The 15,189-nt window shown below is 38.4% G+C and carries 18 protein-coding genes; all 18 read left to right on the top strand.

Annotation, left to right across the window (positions count from 1 at the left end; all coding sequences use genetic code 11):
* Nucleotides 1-25: 25 nt before the first annotated feature.
* The 18 genes from pdxA (at nucleotide 26) to R2R28_RS11070 (ending at nucleotide 15,151) form a co-directional block, all read left to right on the top strand.
* A complete protein-coding gene (gene pdxA / locus R2R28_RS11155; RefSeq protein WP_316825754.1) occupies nucleotides 26-1,105 on the top strand; it encodes a 4-hydroxythreonine-4-phosphate dehydrogenase PdxA in 1,080 nt (359 codons plus the stop codon).
* Between the two features lie 297 nt (nucleotides 1,106-1,402).
* Nucleotides 1,403-2,584, top strand: coding sequence for an MFS transporter (locus R2R28_RS11150; RefSeq protein WP_316825753.1), 1,182 nt, complete (start codon nucleotides 1,403-1,405; stop codon nucleotides 2,582-2,584).
* 53 nt (nucleotides 2,585-2,637) lie between these two features.
* Nucleotides 2,638-3,213 carry a hypothetical protein gene (locus tag R2R28_RS11145; protein ID WP_316825752.1) on the top strand — a complete coding sequence of 192 codons (576 nt, stop codon included), beginning with the start codon at nucleotides 2,638-2,640 and terminating at the stop codon, nucleotides 3,211-3,213.
* 12 nt (nucleotides 3,214-3,225) lie between these two features.
* Nucleotides 3,226-4,068: a sulfurtransferase gene (locus tag R2R28_RS11140; RefSeq protein ID WP_316825751.1), complete on the top strand. Its 843-nt coding sequence runs from the start codon at nucleotides 3,226-3,228 to the stop codon at nucleotides 4,066-4,068.
* A 159-nt stretch (nucleotides 4,069-4,227) separates the two neighbouring features.
* Nucleotides 4,228-4,758, top strand: a complete 531-nt coding sequence (locus R2R28_RS11135) for a DUF177 domain-containing protein (RefSeq protein ID WP_316825750.1) — start codon at nucleotides 4,228-4,230, stop codon at nucleotides 4,756-4,758.
* Nucleotides 4,759-4,773: 15 nt separating this feature from the next.
* A complete protein-coding gene (rpmF, locus tag R2R28_RS11130) occupies nucleotides 4,774-4,965 on the top strand; it encodes a 50S ribosomal protein L32 (protein ID WP_025143959.1) in 192 nt (63 codons plus the stop codon).
* 101 nt (nucleotides 4,966-5,066) lie between these two features.
* A complete protein-coding gene (plsX, locus tag R2R28_RS11125) occupies nucleotides 5,067-6,005 on the top strand; it encodes a phosphate acyltransferase PlsX (RefSeq protein WP_316825749.1) in 939 nt (312 codons plus the stop codon).
* 18 nt (nucleotides 6,006-6,023) lie between these two features.
* Nucleotides 6,024-7,022 (top strand): beta-ketoacyl-ACP synthase III, encoded by a 999-nt coding sequence (locus R2R28_RS11120; RefSeq protein WP_316825748.1) that lies wholly within the window; start codon nucleotides 6,024-6,026, stop codon nucleotides 7,020-7,022.
* A 165-nt stretch (nucleotides 7,023-7,187) separates the two neighbouring features.
* On the top strand, nucleotides 7,188-7,664 hold the full coding sequence (accB, locus tag R2R28_RS11115) for an acetyl-CoA carboxylase biotin carboxyl carrier protein (RefSeq protein ID WP_316825747.1): 477 nt from the start codon (nucleotides 7,188-7,190) through the stop codon (nucleotides 7,662-7,664).
* Between the two features lie 222 nt (nucleotides 7,665-7,886).
* Complete coding sequence (gene accC / locus R2R28_RS11110; RefSeq protein ID WP_316825746.1) at nucleotides 7,887-9,227, top strand: acetyl-CoA carboxylase biotin carboxylase subunit; 1,341 nt, start codon at nucleotides 7,887-7,889, stop codon at nucleotides 9,225-9,227.
* A gap of 96 nt (nucleotides 9,228-9,323) precedes the next feature.
* Complete coding sequence (locus tag R2R28_RS11105; protein WP_316825745.1) at nucleotides 9,324-9,521, top strand: DUF2683 family protein; 198 nt, start codon at nucleotides 9,324-9,326, stop codon at nucleotides 9,519-9,521.
* On the top strand, nucleotides 9,512-9,757 hold the full coding sequence (locus R2R28_RS11100) for a Txe/YoeB family addiction module toxin (protein ID WP_316825744.1): 246 nt from the start codon (nucleotides 9,512-9,514) through the stop codon (nucleotides 9,755-9,757). The genes R2R28_RS11105 and R2R28_RS11100 overlap by 10 nt, the downstream gene beginning before the upstream one ends.
* Nucleotides 9,758-9,894: 137 nt before the next feature.
* Entirely contained in the window at nucleotides 9,895-10,776 is an 882-nt protein-coding gene (gene tatC / locus R2R28_RS11095; protein ID WP_316825743.1) for a twin-arginine translocase subunit TatC, read from the top strand.
* A 45-nt stretch (nucleotides 10,777-10,821) separates the two neighbouring features.
* A complete protein-coding gene (gene rpiB / locus R2R28_RS11090; RefSeq protein ID WP_316825742.1) occupies nucleotides 10,822-11,259 on the top strand; it encodes a ribose 5-phosphate isomerase B in 438 nt (145 codons plus the stop codon).
* Between the two features lie 27 nt (nucleotides 11,260-11,286).
* The gene (locus tag R2R28_RS11085) at nucleotides 11,287-12,921 is read left to right on the top strand and encodes a M28 family peptidase (RefSeq protein ID WP_316825741.1); all 1,635 of its coding nucleotides are present in this window, start codon (nucleotides 11,287-11,289) and stop codon (nucleotides 12,919-12,921) included.
* Between the two features lie 105 nt (nucleotides 12,922-13,026).
* The gene (locus R2R28_RS11080) at nucleotides 13,027-13,236 is read left to right on the top strand and encodes a DUF2281 domain-containing protein (RefSeq protein WP_316825740.1); all 210 of its coding nucleotides are present in this window, start codon (nucleotides 13,027-13,029) and stop codon (nucleotides 13,234-13,236) included.
* Between the two features lie 161 nt (nucleotides 13,237-13,397).
* A complete protein-coding gene (locus tag R2R28_RS11075) occupies nucleotides 13,398-13,622 on the top strand; it encodes a PIN domain-containing protein (RefSeq protein ID WP_316825739.1) in 225 nt (74 codons plus the stop codon).
* A gap of 143 nt (nucleotides 13,623-13,765) precedes the next feature.
* The gene (locus R2R28_RS11070) at nucleotides 13,766-15,151 is read left to right on the top strand and encodes a LutB/LldF family L-lactate oxidation iron-sulfur protein (protein ID WP_410479169.1); all 1,386 of its coding nucleotides are present in this window, start codon (nucleotides 13,766-13,768) and stop codon (nucleotides 15,149-15,151) included.
* Nucleotides 15,152-15,189 lie beyond the last annotated feature (38 nt).

The raw sequence follows: 15,189 nt of genomic DNA, 5'->3' as shown, positions 1-15,189 counted from the left end.
TTTGCGCTAAAATTTTCCAGTAATTATGAGCGATAAACTTAAAATTGGCATCAGTATAGGCGACGTAAACGGCATAGGTTTAGAGGTAATCATTAAAACATTATCCAATCCTGCTATTTTAAATTATTGCACGCCGGTTGTTTATGGCCATACCAAGGTTTCATCTTTTCATAGAAAGGCAAATAACCTGGGCGATTTCAGTTTTAATGTGATTAATCATGCCAATCAGGCGCAGCCAAAAAAAGCTAACATGATTAATTGCTGGGAAGAAGATGTAAAAATCGAGTTGGGGCAGGTTACTGCAACAGGTGGCAAGTATGCACTTTTATCATTAGAGCGCGCCACTGCCGACCTGGTAAATGGCGATATTGATGCACTGGTTACCGCTCCAATTAACAAACACAACATCCAATCTGATACTTTTGCTTTTCCAGGCCATACCGAATATCTACAGGAAAAAAGCGGAAGCAAAGATGTGCTGATGTTCCTGATTAGCGAAAATTTACGTGTAGGGGTAGTTACCGGCCATATTCCGGTAAAAGATGTTCCTGCAGCGATTACAAAAGATAAAATCATCAGTAAATTAAAGCTGATTAACGAAAGTCTGAAAAAAGATTTCTGGATCGAAAAACCAAAAATTGCTGTTTTAGGCCTAAATCCACACGCCAGCGACAATGGTTTATTGGGCACCGAAGAAGCTGAAATTATTACACCAGCCATTCAGGAAGCCTACGATAAAGGCATTGTTTGTTTCGGTCCGTACCCTGCTGATGGCTTTTTCGGTAACGGCAGCTACAAACAGTTTGATGCAGTTTTGGCCATGTATCACGATCAGGGGTTAATTCCTTTTAAAACACTGGCTTTCCACAATGGCGTAAACTATACGGCTGGTTTAAACTTTGTACGCACCTCTCCCGATCATGGGACTGGTTACGATATTGCAGGTAAAGACCTTGCAGATTCTACTTCTTTTACTGAGGCTTTATTTTCGGCCATCCACATTGTGAAAAACCGTAGAGAGCAGGAAGAAATGCTGGGCAATCAGTTACGTACAGGCGGTAAAGTTGTAGAAACACAGTTTGATATTAAAGATGATGCTTCTTAAGGTAGAAGGCTGAGGGTAGAGAGGTGTAAGGTTTTTAAAGCAAAAAGACGAAAGACCAAAGCAAGTAAACGTTGGGTTATAGCAAACTAAACCCCTGACTTCGGACATCCGACCCCTGACTTTTCTGGTGCTCAATATTTTTTAAACTTCTGTCATGCTGAGGCACGAAGCATCTGTTTTATAGGTTGCAGATGCTTCGTACCTCAGCATGACAGCATATTCAAAGTTGCTGCAAACAAAAAAGTATTTCCACTACTATCAGGTTTATTTTAGTTAAAATTGTGCATCAAATTCAAAATGAGCAGCACTAAAAAAACCAATTATATTCTCCCTACAATTGTTGTTGCACAGTTTCTCTGTACATCGTTGTGGTTTGCTGGCAATGCGGTATTACCAGATATTGTTAAAAGTTTCCCAACTGAAACAAATCTATTGGCCAATCTCACCAGTATGGTGCAGTTCGGCTTTATTAGCGGAACATTGGTATTCGCCTTTTTTGCCATTTCAGATATTTTTTCACCCTCAAAAGTGTTCTTTATCTGTGGAATTGCTGCAGCATTGTTTAATCTGGGCGTATGCCTCGAATTATCTGATGTACATTTATTATTGCTTTTCCGTTTTTTAACCGGTTTTATGCTGGCCGGAATTTACCCGGTCGGGATGAAAATTGCTTCCGATTATTATAAAGATGGATTGGGCAAATCATTAGGCTTTTTAGTTGGCGCTTTGGTTTTTGGCACCGCATTTCCCCATTTATTAAAAACATTTACAGCAAACTTCCCCTGGCAATATGTAATTTTTGCTACTTCGTCATTATCGGTAACCGGTGCACTAGCAATTTTATTTTTGGTACCTAATGGCCCGTTTAGAACAGCCGGACAGAAATTCAACGTCCGTTCCTGCTTTGATGGCTTTAAAAATCCAGGCTTCCGGTCAGCAGCTTTCGGTTATTTCGGCCACATGTGGGAACTCTATACTTTCTGGGCTTTTTTACCTGGTATGTTGTTATTTTTTAACAGCAAACATCCTTTTTCTAACTTAAACATCCCCTTATTTTCATTTTTGGTTATTGCATCAGGTGGAGTATCCTGTATGATTGGCGGTTTGCTCTCACAAAAATTTGGTGCAAAAAGAATAGCAACCATCGCACTGGCAATTTCTGGCTTATGCTGCCTGCTCTCACCTATTTTTCTTTATAATGGTTCAGTTTATCCTTTTTTGATCTTTTTATTTTGCTGGGGTTTATCTGGAACTGCAGATTCGCCATTATTTTCTTCATTAATTGCTAAAAATGCACCTGAAAGTTTAAGGGGAACATCATTAACATTGGTAAATTGCATCGGTTTTGCCATCACCATTATCAGTATTCAGGCAGTCAACCTTTTATCAAAACAGCTTAATGTTCAATATCTTTATATGGTACTGGCCATTGGCCCGGTATTGGGATTATGGGCTTTGCTGTGGAAAAAATCACATTAGGCCCGATTTCCTAAATCTCTTATATTGCAGAAAATTGAGCCAAAAACCTAATTATGGGACTTGACATTCACCTCATCACAGATAACTCGGAGGAATTATTCTCCCTTCAAAACCTTAACAATCATTCTGATTATTTTAATCAACATAGCCTAAGCAGAACTTTCTGCAACCTCATGTCGAGGAAAAATGTTATTAATGCAGAAACCGAACTCGACCAGATAAGCCAGCTCACCAATACCAACATTTCGGTTTTATACGATATGGAAGATTATTGGGATGAGGAATATACAGACTACAGGTTATTTGCTGCCGAAACAGAAAAAGAGAAACAAACGGTTTTTGAACAAATGGCCACAAGTAAAGAAAAACTTGAAGGAAACATAGGTATTGTACTCGAAACAATAGAAACCCTGATTAAAAAGCTTTCTCATTTTGGAAACCTGAACGGTAAGTTAAATAGCCATGGCCGCGATACCTTGGGTTACGATTACTATTTTACCGACTTTGACATTGATAAAGGCGAAGGCTATATCGGCAATAATTTTGGGCAGGACCTTCGAAATTTCAGGAAATTTTTAGAATATGCGAAAGCCAACGGTGCAAGTACCGTATGGTTTAATTATGGATAAACAAAATTGAATATGGAAAATAAACTATCACCCATTATCAAACCAGCCGAATTAACCTGGTTAAACCAAGACGATGAAATCGTAATGATCGATGCAAGTGCTGGTTCAAAAACCAGATACGACGAACAACATTTGGCGGGTGCCCTTTTTGCTGATGTGAATGACGATTTGGCGCATATTGAAGACTTCGCAATTGGCGGCCGTCATCCTTTACCTACAGCAGAACAATTTGCCTTGGTATTGCAAAAACTCGGAATCACCAGGCACAGCCATGTGATTGTGTACGATGATAAAAACGGCGGTAACGCAGCTGCGAGGCTCTGGTGGATGCTAAAAGCCATTGGTCATGAAAAAGTACAGGTTATTGACGGGGGCTTCCAGGCGGCTGTAAAAGCAGGTTTCCCAACCACCGATAAAGTGGAGGTTCCAAAATCCGTTGAAAAATACGAAACCACTGCCTGGAACTTACCGTTATCCGATATCAACGAAGTAGAAAAAGTAGCTAAAACCGATGATTATATCGTAATCGATGTGCGTGATGCCAACCGTTTTGCGGGCCTCACCGAACCTATCGATTTAATTGCAGGGCACATCCCTGGTGCGGCAAATATTCCCTATACCGAAAATTTAGATGCTACAGGTGCTTTCCTGGCTCCCGAAATATTGAAAGAAAAATATGCTGAAGCTTTGGCTCATGTTAAACCCGAGAATGTAATTGTACATTGTGGCTCGGGCATTACGGCCTGCCATACCCTTTTAGCTATGGATTATGCAGGTTTACCAATACCCAAACTTTATGTAGGCTCATGGAGCGAATGGAGCAGAAATAACAAGGAGATGGTGCTGGCCGATTAACTTTCTTACAGACCTTGCAGGTTTTTAAAATCTGCAAGGTCTTACAGTATTTCGATTAACATTCTGAAAACCTGTTTGATTAACGCCAACAATTTTTAAAAAACATTTTTAATCTAATTTTTTTATCCCTACATTTGCAGGCTAAAATTTTACAGTACTTTGAACCCACTAAAACAATTTTCATTACCGTTTACCGGATTAAAATTGGGATCTCATCAGTTTGATTATGAGCTAGATGATGCCTTTTTTAATGCGTTTGAGTACTCGTTAATTAAAAGTGGAAATTTAAAGGTAGACCTGGAACTTGAGAAACAAGAGACTATGTTGCTTTTAAAATTCAAAGTTATTGGTACAGTTAATTTAGATTGCGATAAATGTTTATCTGAGTTTTCTTTACCTGTAAACCTTTATGAAAGGCAAATTGTAAAGTTTGCTGAAGATGAGTTAGAAAGCGATGATGAAGAAATTATCTCGCTAAGCCGTAAAGATACCGAAATTGATATATCGGGCCCTTTATACGAAATGATTAACGTAGCGGTACCTTATATCAAAAACTGCGAGCAGGCAGGTAAAGATTGCGATCAGGAAATGATTGATCGCTTAAATCAGTTATCTATCCAAAAGCAGGCAGAAGAAAATGAACAAACAAGCGACCCACGTTGGGAAGCCCTTAATAAGTTAAAAAAATAATTAGATTATACAGCAATGGCACATCCAAAACGGAAGATCTCGAAACAGAGAAAAAATAAAAGAAGAACGCACTATAAAGCTGTTACTCCTTCTTTAGCAACATGCTCGGCAACAGGTGCTATCCACGTACCTCACCGTGCTTATAACGTTGATGGTAACTTATACTACAACGGTAAACTGGTTATCGAAAATACTCAGATAGGGTAATTTTCTTAAAAAATTGTTTGTGTTTTCAGCGGCTTTAGTCATACCTTAGTCCACTGAAAAATTCAGGATTACACCTGACTTAACACAAACAGATTTTTTCTATGAAAATAGGCCTCGACATAATGGGCGGAGACTATGCTCCCAAAGCAATTGTTTTGGGAGCAATAGCTGCTCATCAATCGCTTAACGCTGGAGAGCATTTAGTTCTTATTGGCGATACCGAACAGATTAAACCCATCCTCGCAGAAGAAGGTTTTAATCCAGATCATTTTGAATACGTTCATACTGATGAAGTAATTGGTATGGGCGAACATCCCACCAAAGCAATCGTTCAGAAACCGAATTCGAGCATAGCAGTTGGTTTTAACCTTTTAAAAGAAGGTAAACTCGACTCTTTTGCAAGTGCAGGTAATTCTGGAGCCATGTTGGTTGGCGCTGTTTTTAGCGTTAAAACCATTCCGGGCATTATCCGCCCATGTTTATGTACAATTCTTCCAAAAATTAAAGGCGGCACAGGCTTACTTTTAGATGTAGGTGCAAATGCCGACTGTAAACCTGATATTTTACTACAATTTGGCGTTTTAGGCAGTTTATATGCAGAAAATCTTTTGCAGATCAACGATCCTAAAGTAGCCTTAATGAACATTGGTGAAGAAGATGAGAAAGGAAACATGCTTAGCATGGCCACTTTCCCATTAATGAAAGATACCAATTTATTCAATTTTGTTGGTAATGTTGAAGGAAGGGATTTGTTTAATGATAAAGCGGATGTAATTGTTTGCGATGGCTTTACCGGAAACGTAATGCTTAAATTAGCAGAATCGTTTTATGTGCTTACCATCAAAAAAGGACTTAAAGATGAGTTCTTCGATCGTTTTAATTACGAACAGTACGGTGGAAGTCCGGTTTTAGGCGTTAACGCTCCAGTTGTTATCGGACATGGAATTTCCAGTCCCTTAGCTGTTAAAAATATGGTTCTACAATCCAGGGAAATGATTACCACCGGATTGGTAGAAAAAATTAGAATGGCATTTAAATAATTTATTAAAATTCTTAAAATGAGTAAAATTCACGCTGCTATTACAGCAGTAAATGGTTATGTTCCCGACTATGTGCTTACAAACGCAGAGTTAGAAACCATGGTTGATACTTCGGATGAATGGATTACCAGCAGAACGGGAATAAAAGAACGTAGAATTTTAAAAGGAGAAGGTTTAGGTACTTCCGATATGGCGGTTCATGCCGTAAATGGTTTACTTAAAAAGAGAGGTATTGATGCAAGTGAAATTGAACTGATTATCTTTTGCACCACTACTCCTGATTTTACTTTCCCTGCTACAGCAAACGTTTTAGCAGATAAAATCGGCGCTAAAAATGCCTGGGGTTACGATTTGCAGGCCGCTTGTTCTGGCTTTATTTTCGGACTTGCTACAGGGGCATCATTTATCGAATCAGGAAGGCATAAAAAAGTTTTGGTAGTTGGAGGTGATAAAATGTCGTCAATCATTAACTACGAAGACCGTACAACCTGTATCATTTTTGGTGATGGATGTGGCTGTGCTTTATTAGAGCCAAACGAAGAGGGTTTTGGCATTCAGGATTCTATCTTAAGAACAGATGGCGCCGGAAGAGATTTTCTGGGCATGAAAGCCGGTGGTTCTGTTAAACCTGCTACACACGAAAGCATTGATGCAAGAGAGCATTTTGCGCACCAGGAAGGGCCAACGGTATTCAAATTCGCCGTAACCAATATGGCTGATGTTGCTGCCGAAATTATGGAACGCAACAGCCTAACCGCTGATGATGTTGCATGGTTAGTACCTCACCAGGCCAATAAACGCATTATCGATGCTACTGCAAACCGCATGGGCGTTACCACCGATAAAGTAATGATTAATATCGAACGTTACGGAAATACAACCAACGGAACCATTCCATTATGTTTATGGGAGTGGGAAGGCAGGCTGAAAAAAGGCGATAACATCGTTTTAGCTGCATTCGGTGGTGGTTTTACCTGGGGTTCGATTTACCTTAAATGGGCTTACGATACCAAGTAATTGAGTTTGGAGTTTGGAGTTAATCGGCTGCCTGATAAAGTATCAAGCCATTAACTATCAACTATTAAACCATCAACCTTAAATGGTTGCAAAGAAAAATAAAACAAAAAAAGTATAACTTAGTTAATTCAATAAACACTATTTTTTACATAACTAGCCTAAAAAATGGATATCAAACAAATACAGGAACTGATTAAATTTGTTTCTCGTTCTGGAGTAAATGAAGTTGCTATTGAGCAAGAAAACTTCAAAATCACGATCAAAACAAACCAAGCACCAACAGTTGTGCATGCTACCGTACCACAAGCTCCGCTTGTACAGGCTGCTGCACCAGTTGCTACAGCTCCTACTGCTCCGGTTGCAGCAACACCTGCTGTACCTGCAGCAGAAGACACTTCAAAATACCTAACCGTTAAATCACCAATGATTGGTACTTTCTACCGCTCAGCCAGTCCGGATAAACCAATGTTTGTAAACGTTGGCGACGAGATTAGTGCAGGTAAAGTAGTTTGTATTATTGAGGCAATGAAACTTTTCAACGAAATCGAAAGCGAAATTTCTGGCCGTATCGTTAAAATCCTGGTTGATAATGCATCACCGGTAGAATACGACCAACCGTTATTTTTAGTAGAACCTATTTAGAAGCTTATTTCACAGATTCTTACGCCTCGGCCTCTGTTTTCACGAACCGAAAGACCGTAAAATTGTGATGATCTTCAGTATTGTATTTAACAAACTGAAAAAATATAAATGGTTCGTGGCGACACGAACCATGGCATTTAATTTAAAATTTGATTTATCGGTTATATTACGTTCAATGAGCAGTGTAATCGTATCATCGGTATAATCATCAATTAAAAAATTATGTTTAAAAAAATACTAATTGCCAACAGGGGAGAAATCGCTTTGCGTATTATCCGTACCTGTAAGGAAATGGGCATCAAAACGGTTGCTGTTTACTCTACCGCAGATCGCGAGAGTTTACACGTACGTTTTGCTGATGAGGCTGTTTGTATTGGCCCCCCACCTAGTAAAGATTCTTATTTAAATATCCCGAATATTATTTCGGCAGCAGAATTAACCAATGCCGACGCCATACACCCAGGTTATGGTTTCTTGTCGGAAAATGCAAAATTTTCTAACATCTGCCGCGAATATAACATCAAATTTATTGGTGCTACTCCTGAGCAGATTAACGGCATGGGCGATAAAGCTTCTGCAAAAGAAACCATGAAAATTGCAGGTGTACCAACTATCCCAGGATCAGAAGGTTTACTTAATAGCGTTAAAGAAGGTATTGCAATTGCGAATGAAATGGGTTACCCGGTTATCCTAAAAGCAACTGCCGGCGGTGGTGGCCGCGGGATGCGTGTGGTTTGGAAAGATGAAGATTTCGAAAATGCATGGGACAGCGCCCGTCAGGAATCTGGCGCAGCATTCGGTAACGATGGTTTATATTTAGAAAAATATATCGAAGATCCACGCCACATCGAAATCCAGATTATCGGAGATCAATTTGGTAAAGCCTGCCATTTATCAGAGCGCGATTGCTCTATTCAACGCCGTCACCAGAAACTGGTAGAAGAATCTCCTTCTCCATTTATGACTGATGAACTCCGCGTAAGAATGGGTGAAGCCGCCATTAAAGGTGCAATGGCCGTAAATTATGAAGGTGCAGGAACAATCGAATTTTTGGTTGATAAACACCGTAACTTCTACTTTATGGAAATGAATACCCGTATTCAGGTAGAACATCCGGTTACCGAAGAGGTGATCAACTTCGATTTAATTAAAGAACAGATTAAAGTAGCTGCAGGAATCCCGATTTCGGGTAAAAATTATACGCCAGAAATGCATGCCATCGAGTGTCGTATCAATGCAGAAGATCCGGCAAATAACTTCCGTCCATCACCAGGAAGAATTACCAATTTCCACTCTCCGGGTGGACACGGTGTTCGGGTGGATACACACGTTTATGCAGGATATTCAATTCCTTCTAACTACGATTCAATGATCGCTAAACTGATCTGCGTAGCGCAAACCCGCGAAGAGGCCATTTGCACCATGGAGCGTGCATTGAGCGAATTCGTAATCGAAGGGATTAAAACAACTATCCCTTTCCATTTACAATTGATGAAAGATCCTAACTTCAGGGCAGGAAATTTCACCACGAAATTTATGGAAACGTTCGAATTTATTGAATAATATAAATTACTATAAATTTTTAAATCCCATTTTGGTAAAACAGAATGGGATTTTTCTTTATTAAAAATTTTAAATTTATTTCAGTAAATTTGAATTATGGAAACATTAATTGTACATCCGGAAAATAAGGCCCAATTAAACGCAGTAAAGCAGGTATTAAAAGCCATGAAGATTTCTTTTGAAAAAAAGGAGAAGCCTTATAACCCAGAATTTGTAGAAAAAATTTTACAAGGGGATAAGGACTTCATAGAAGGGAACTTCACAAAAGTTGATTTAGATAACTTATGGAAATAGTTTTTCTTCCAAAAGCTAACGACGATTTAGATTTTTGGAAGAAATCAGGAAATAGTATTGTACAAAAGAAAATTCATAGTCTTCTAGTTGCTATAAATAATTCTCCATTTGAAGGCATTGGAAAACCAGAGCCGCTAAAATACAATCTAGCAGGTAAGTGGTCTAGGAGAATAAATTCAGAACATAGAATTATTTACGCAGTCTCAGAAACTGAACAAATTATTAAAATCTATTAGTTAAGAGGACATTACAATTAACTTTAAGTTTGAATTTGTCAATATATTAAACCATTTCTCAGAATAATATAAACTATTTCTATATTTAACACGTAAATACCATTCTATTCAAATAGAATGGTATTTTTGTTTTCAACATGAGCGACACTAAAAAAAATCTACTTACAAAAGCTATCGGGCAAAAGAGCACCACATTAGAGGCAGAAATGTCTTTTTTCGATCACCTGGATGTTCTCCGTAAACATTTAATCAGAGCCGTAATTGCCGTTGCCGTATTTACGGGTATCGCTTTTTACTTCAATGAAGAGATCCTGGATAAAATAATCTTTGGTCCGAAAAAGCCAGACTTCTGGACCTACCGTATGATGTGTAAACTGGTAGAACATTTTCCATCACTGGGTAAAGACATGTGTATCACCAAAATCAACGGTGAAATTATCAATACTGAAATGGCCGGACAGTTTAACCTACAGTTAAACGTTTGTGTAATGTGTGGTATTGTAGTTGGCTTTCCTTATCTTCTTTGGGAAATCTGGCGTTTTGTTAAGCCTGCATTACATGAAAAGGAACGTAAATCGGCTAGTGGGTTTGTATTTTTCGCTTCGGTCCTTTTTATTATTGGTATCCTTTTCGGGTACTTTGTTGTATGTCCGTTATCGGTTAACTTTTTAACAGGTTATACTGTAAGTGCTGAAATTAAAAATACTTTTACGGTTGATTCATACCTTTCATCAGTTGCTACCCTAACTTTAGGCACAGGTATTATTTTCGAGCTTCCGGTAATCATTTTTATCCTGTCAAAACTGGGATTAATGACACCAAAGTTGATGAGATCAAGCAGAAGGTACGCAGCTGTTATTATCCTGATTATTGCTGCGATCGTTACACCAACACCTGATATTATGACGATGTTGATCGTTGCTACGCCATTATTCTTGCTTTATGAGCTGAGTATTTTTGTTTCGGCCTACATTGAAAAGAAGAAGAAAAAAGCAGAAGCGGCTTTCTATGCTAACTAACAAAAACATTACGAACGGATTTCATAATTCTCTATAAATTTGACAATGTCTGATACAAAAATTAAAATTGCTATTGGAGCGGATCACGCCGGGTTTGAATACAAAGAAATACTAAAAGATTTTTTACAGGATTATGAAGTAAAAGATTTTGGCACCTATTCAGAAAGTTCTGTTGATTATCCAGACTTTGCCCATCCGGTTGCCGCAGCGGTAGAAAATGGAGAATTTACCTATGGCATTTTACTTTGCGGATCGGCAAACGGCGTAGCCATCACCGCCAACAAACACCAGCACATTAGGGCTGGTTTATGCTGGGAGAATGAGGTTGCTTCTTTGGTACGCAAGCATAATAATGCAAATGTTTTATGTATCCCCGCACGATTTGTTTCAGAAGAATTGGCTAAACAAATTACGACAACTTTTTTAACTACTGAATTTGAGGGCGGCCGTCATCAAAACAGGGTTGAAAAAATTTCGTGCTAACAAAAAACTCAACTAACTATTATCATAATGAACAAAAAATTTTTAACCCTTGGTTTGGCATCCATCGTATCAGCGAGTTGCTTTAGCCAAATCAAACCGCTTAAGCCTAATTCTGATGCAATAAAATTCAGTAAGGCCATTAATCCTGAAAATGCTTACAAACATCTTTCGGTTTTAGCATCTGATGAATATGAAGGCCGCGAAACAGGTACAAAAGGTGCCTGGATGGCTGCCGATTATATCCGCGATTACTTCAAATCATTAGGTTTAAAAGCGCCTGTAAATGGCAGCTATTTCCAAAAAATAGATCTGGTTAACGTTACCCTAAAAGAAAGCCAGTTAACCGTAAACGGTCAGCCTAAAGAATACCAAAAAGATTACCTGGTATCACCAAGCTTAGTAAGCGATAAAGGTTTTACTTTCTCTACAAACGAAATTGTATTTATTGGTTATGGCATAAAAAGAGATAGCTACAACGATTTTGCAGGTACCGATATCAAAGGGAAAGTGGTCATGATGTTCAATGGTGGCGATCCAACCTTAAAACCAGGTACAAGGATTGATAGAGCAGCTTACCGTGCAACTTTAGAGGCAAGGGCAAAATATTTTGCAGAAAACAATGTTAAAGCCATTATCCTGATCGATCCTGCTGTTGATAGAATAACTGAAAACACCAAACAAACGCTAAAAAAAGGGCGTGTAATGGTTAAAACCAACGCTGCTATCGAAGCTCAAAAGCAAAACGAAACCCCGCGTATTTCTATATCGGTAGCTTTGGCAAATGAATTATTCAAAGCATCAAATATAACGGTTGCAGATCTTCAGAAAAAAATAACAGACAGTCAGGCTCCTGCTTCACAGGTGTTAAATACGCCTTTTTCGGCAAGTGCAGCAAAAACAGAAACTGCAGTTAGGTGCGAAAATGTTTTGGGTTATTTAGAAGGTTCTGATCCTGTTCTTAAAAAAGAGGTATTGATCTTAACTGGTCACTACGACCATATTGGTTTGGAAACCGATCCGAATGCAAAAGATAAAGTAAACAATGGTGCCGATGATGATGGATCGGGTACTACAGGCGTTTTATTGATGGCTAAAGCATTTACAGATGCTAAGAAAGCTGGAAAAGGTTCTAAACGCAGTATCCTTTTTATGACTGTTGTTGGTGAAGAAAAAGGCTTATGGGGTTCTGAGTGGTACTCTGAACATCCTGTTTTTCCGGTTGAAAACACCATTGCTGATTTAAATACAGATATGATTGGCCGTACAGGCGAAGAATATTTAGGTAAACCAGATTCGGCAAACTACATCTATTCGGTAGGATCGAACATGTTAAGCAGCGATTTGGGTAAATTAAGTGAGCAGGTTAATGCCACTTATACTAAAATGAAACTGGATTATAAATACGACGATCCAAAAGATCCTGAGCAAATTTATTACCGTTCAGACCATTATAACTTCGCTAAATTAGGCATTCCTATCATTTTCTATTATGATGGAATGTTGCAACAGGATTACCACAAACCTGGCGACGAAGTAAGCAAAATCAACTTCCCGCTCTTGTCAAAAAGGGCAAAACTAACCTACTTTACCGCATGGGAGCTGGCCAACAGACCTAAACGCCCTGCAGTAGATATGGATGGAAAAGGAAATCCAAAGAAATAATCATTCAAAATATAGAGTCCCGGTTTTACATCGGGACTTTTTTATGCTTAACCATTTATACTTCACATTTCAAGATTAAAATGTTATTTTTGATTAAATCGAGTTATGGATCAGTTGCATATTTTAGAAAAAATTAAAATGATCCTTGTTGCCTATCAGCAAGAGGTAGAAGATTTTATTGATTTTATTTTACAAAAGAAAGTAGATAAAAAGGATAAAGAAAAAACCAATAGGAAACTTGGTTTACTTAAAGGGAAGATGAAAATGACTGGTGATTTTAATGCACCATTGGATGATTTCAAAGATTACATGTAGTGAAAAAATATTTGCTTGATACCCATGTTTTACTTTGGATGCAAGATGATAATGTTGCATTATCTAAACCCGCAAGAAAAATCTTAGAAGATTCAACTACTCAACTCTACCTAAGCATAGTTAGCTTATGAGAGATTACGATAAAACAATCTCTAGGCAAATTGCAATTAGAATATTCACTGGACGAATTAATAGATTCATGTAATGCCAGTAATATCAATATCCTTCCAATTGATTTTGGAACATTAAAAATACTTAAGACCCTCCCTTTTATTCACCGTGATCCATTTGATAGAATTATTGTCGCTACAAGTTTAGAGTTAGGTTTAGATCTAATTTCAAGTGATGAGGTTGCAAAAAAATACATAACTGCCGTAGTCTGGTAGAATCGATTTTAAATGTTAACTGTTTCTTTCTGTAACTTTTCTAAAAATAAACTCAATACGGTTTCCTATCTTTGAATTTATAACGAAGTACTTGAAAACTAAAATCAGTTAATACTCGTTACCCTATTACAAAATAACTATTGATGAATATTGCTGAGGAATTTTTAGAGAAATCTGACGAGAAAGCTTTCGATTTACCACATCGTAAAACCATTAATTATAATATTGGGAAATACAATGTTGCTGTTGAACGCGGTTTATCAAAATTCGAAAATTTAGAGGCATCCAAAAAAAAGGCACACGTGATTAAATGGCGTGTGATGGAAAACCTCGATAAATTCTTACCAGAATTCGAATCTAATTTTCAGCGCCGTGGCGGCAAAGTGATCTGGGCGAATGATGCTGAGGAAGCCCAACAGGAAATCCTTAATATCATCAAAAGGAATAACGGAAAAACGGTTATCAAATCAAAATCGATGACCACCGAAGAAATCCACCTGAACGATTTCCTGGAAAAAAACAATATCGAATCGTTGGAAAGTGATTTAGGCGAATACATTGTTCAATTGCTTGGTCAGGCACCATATCATATTGTTACCCCAGCCATGCACTTAAGTGCTACCGATATTGCACAGTTATTTCATGATAAATTTGGCACTCCTATAGATGCCACTCCCCCTCAACTCGTACAAAAAGCAAGAGAATTACTTCGAGATAAATACCTAACGGCTGACATAGGCATCAGTGGTGGAAATTTTTTAATTGCCGATACGGGAAGCATTGCCCTCACCGAAAACGAAGGGAATGCACGCTTAAGCACCACTTTCCCTAAAATCCATATCGCTATTGTCGGTATCGAGAAAGTAATTCCTTCTATGGCCGATCTGGATCTGTTCTGGCCTTTACTGGCTTCACACGGAACCGGGCAAAATTTAACCGTTTACAATACCATTTTAAGCGGTCCACGCCAGCCTAATGAAACGGATGGCCCGGAAGAAATGTATGTAATCCTGCTGGATAATGGCCGTACCAATTTGCTGGCACAAAAAGACCAGAGACAGGCTTTATATTGTATCCGTTGTGGTGCATGTTTAAATGCCTGCCCTGTTTATAAAAATATTGGCGGCCATACTTATAACACCACCTATAGCGGTCCTATAGGATCGGTAATTACCCCACATTTTAAAGGCATGGAAGAGTTTAAACACTTAAGTTATGCTTCCAGTCTTTGCGGCAAATGCTCAGAGGTGTGCCCGGTTAAAATTGATATCCATAAAATGTTACTGCTTAACCGCAGAGATGCCGCTGCAGGACATGAAAACGGCAAAAAAGAGGACATCGGCTGGAACATGTTCAACAAAATGATACAAAAACGAAAATGGATGGATTTCTTTGGTGGAAAGTTTAAAAACTTTATGCTCAAAAGCTTCTTCAAAAAGAGCTGGGGCAAATACCGCGAGATGCCAAAAGTTGCCGATAAATCTTTTGCAAAACAGTGGGAGGAGTTGAAAAAGAGTAAGGAGTCTTAAATAGATTTCAAGCTGAAATCTAATTTTAATCAACCTTT

Origin of the sequence: Pedobacter miscanthi (assembly GCF_032678605.1) — a bacterium.
Lineage (GTDB): Bacteria > Bacteroidota > Bacteroidia > Sphingobacteriales > Sphingobacteriaceae > Pedobacter > Pedobacter miscanthi_A.
Note: the sequence above shows the minus strand (reverse complement) of the source record. Positions and strands in the feature narration are given on the sequence as shown.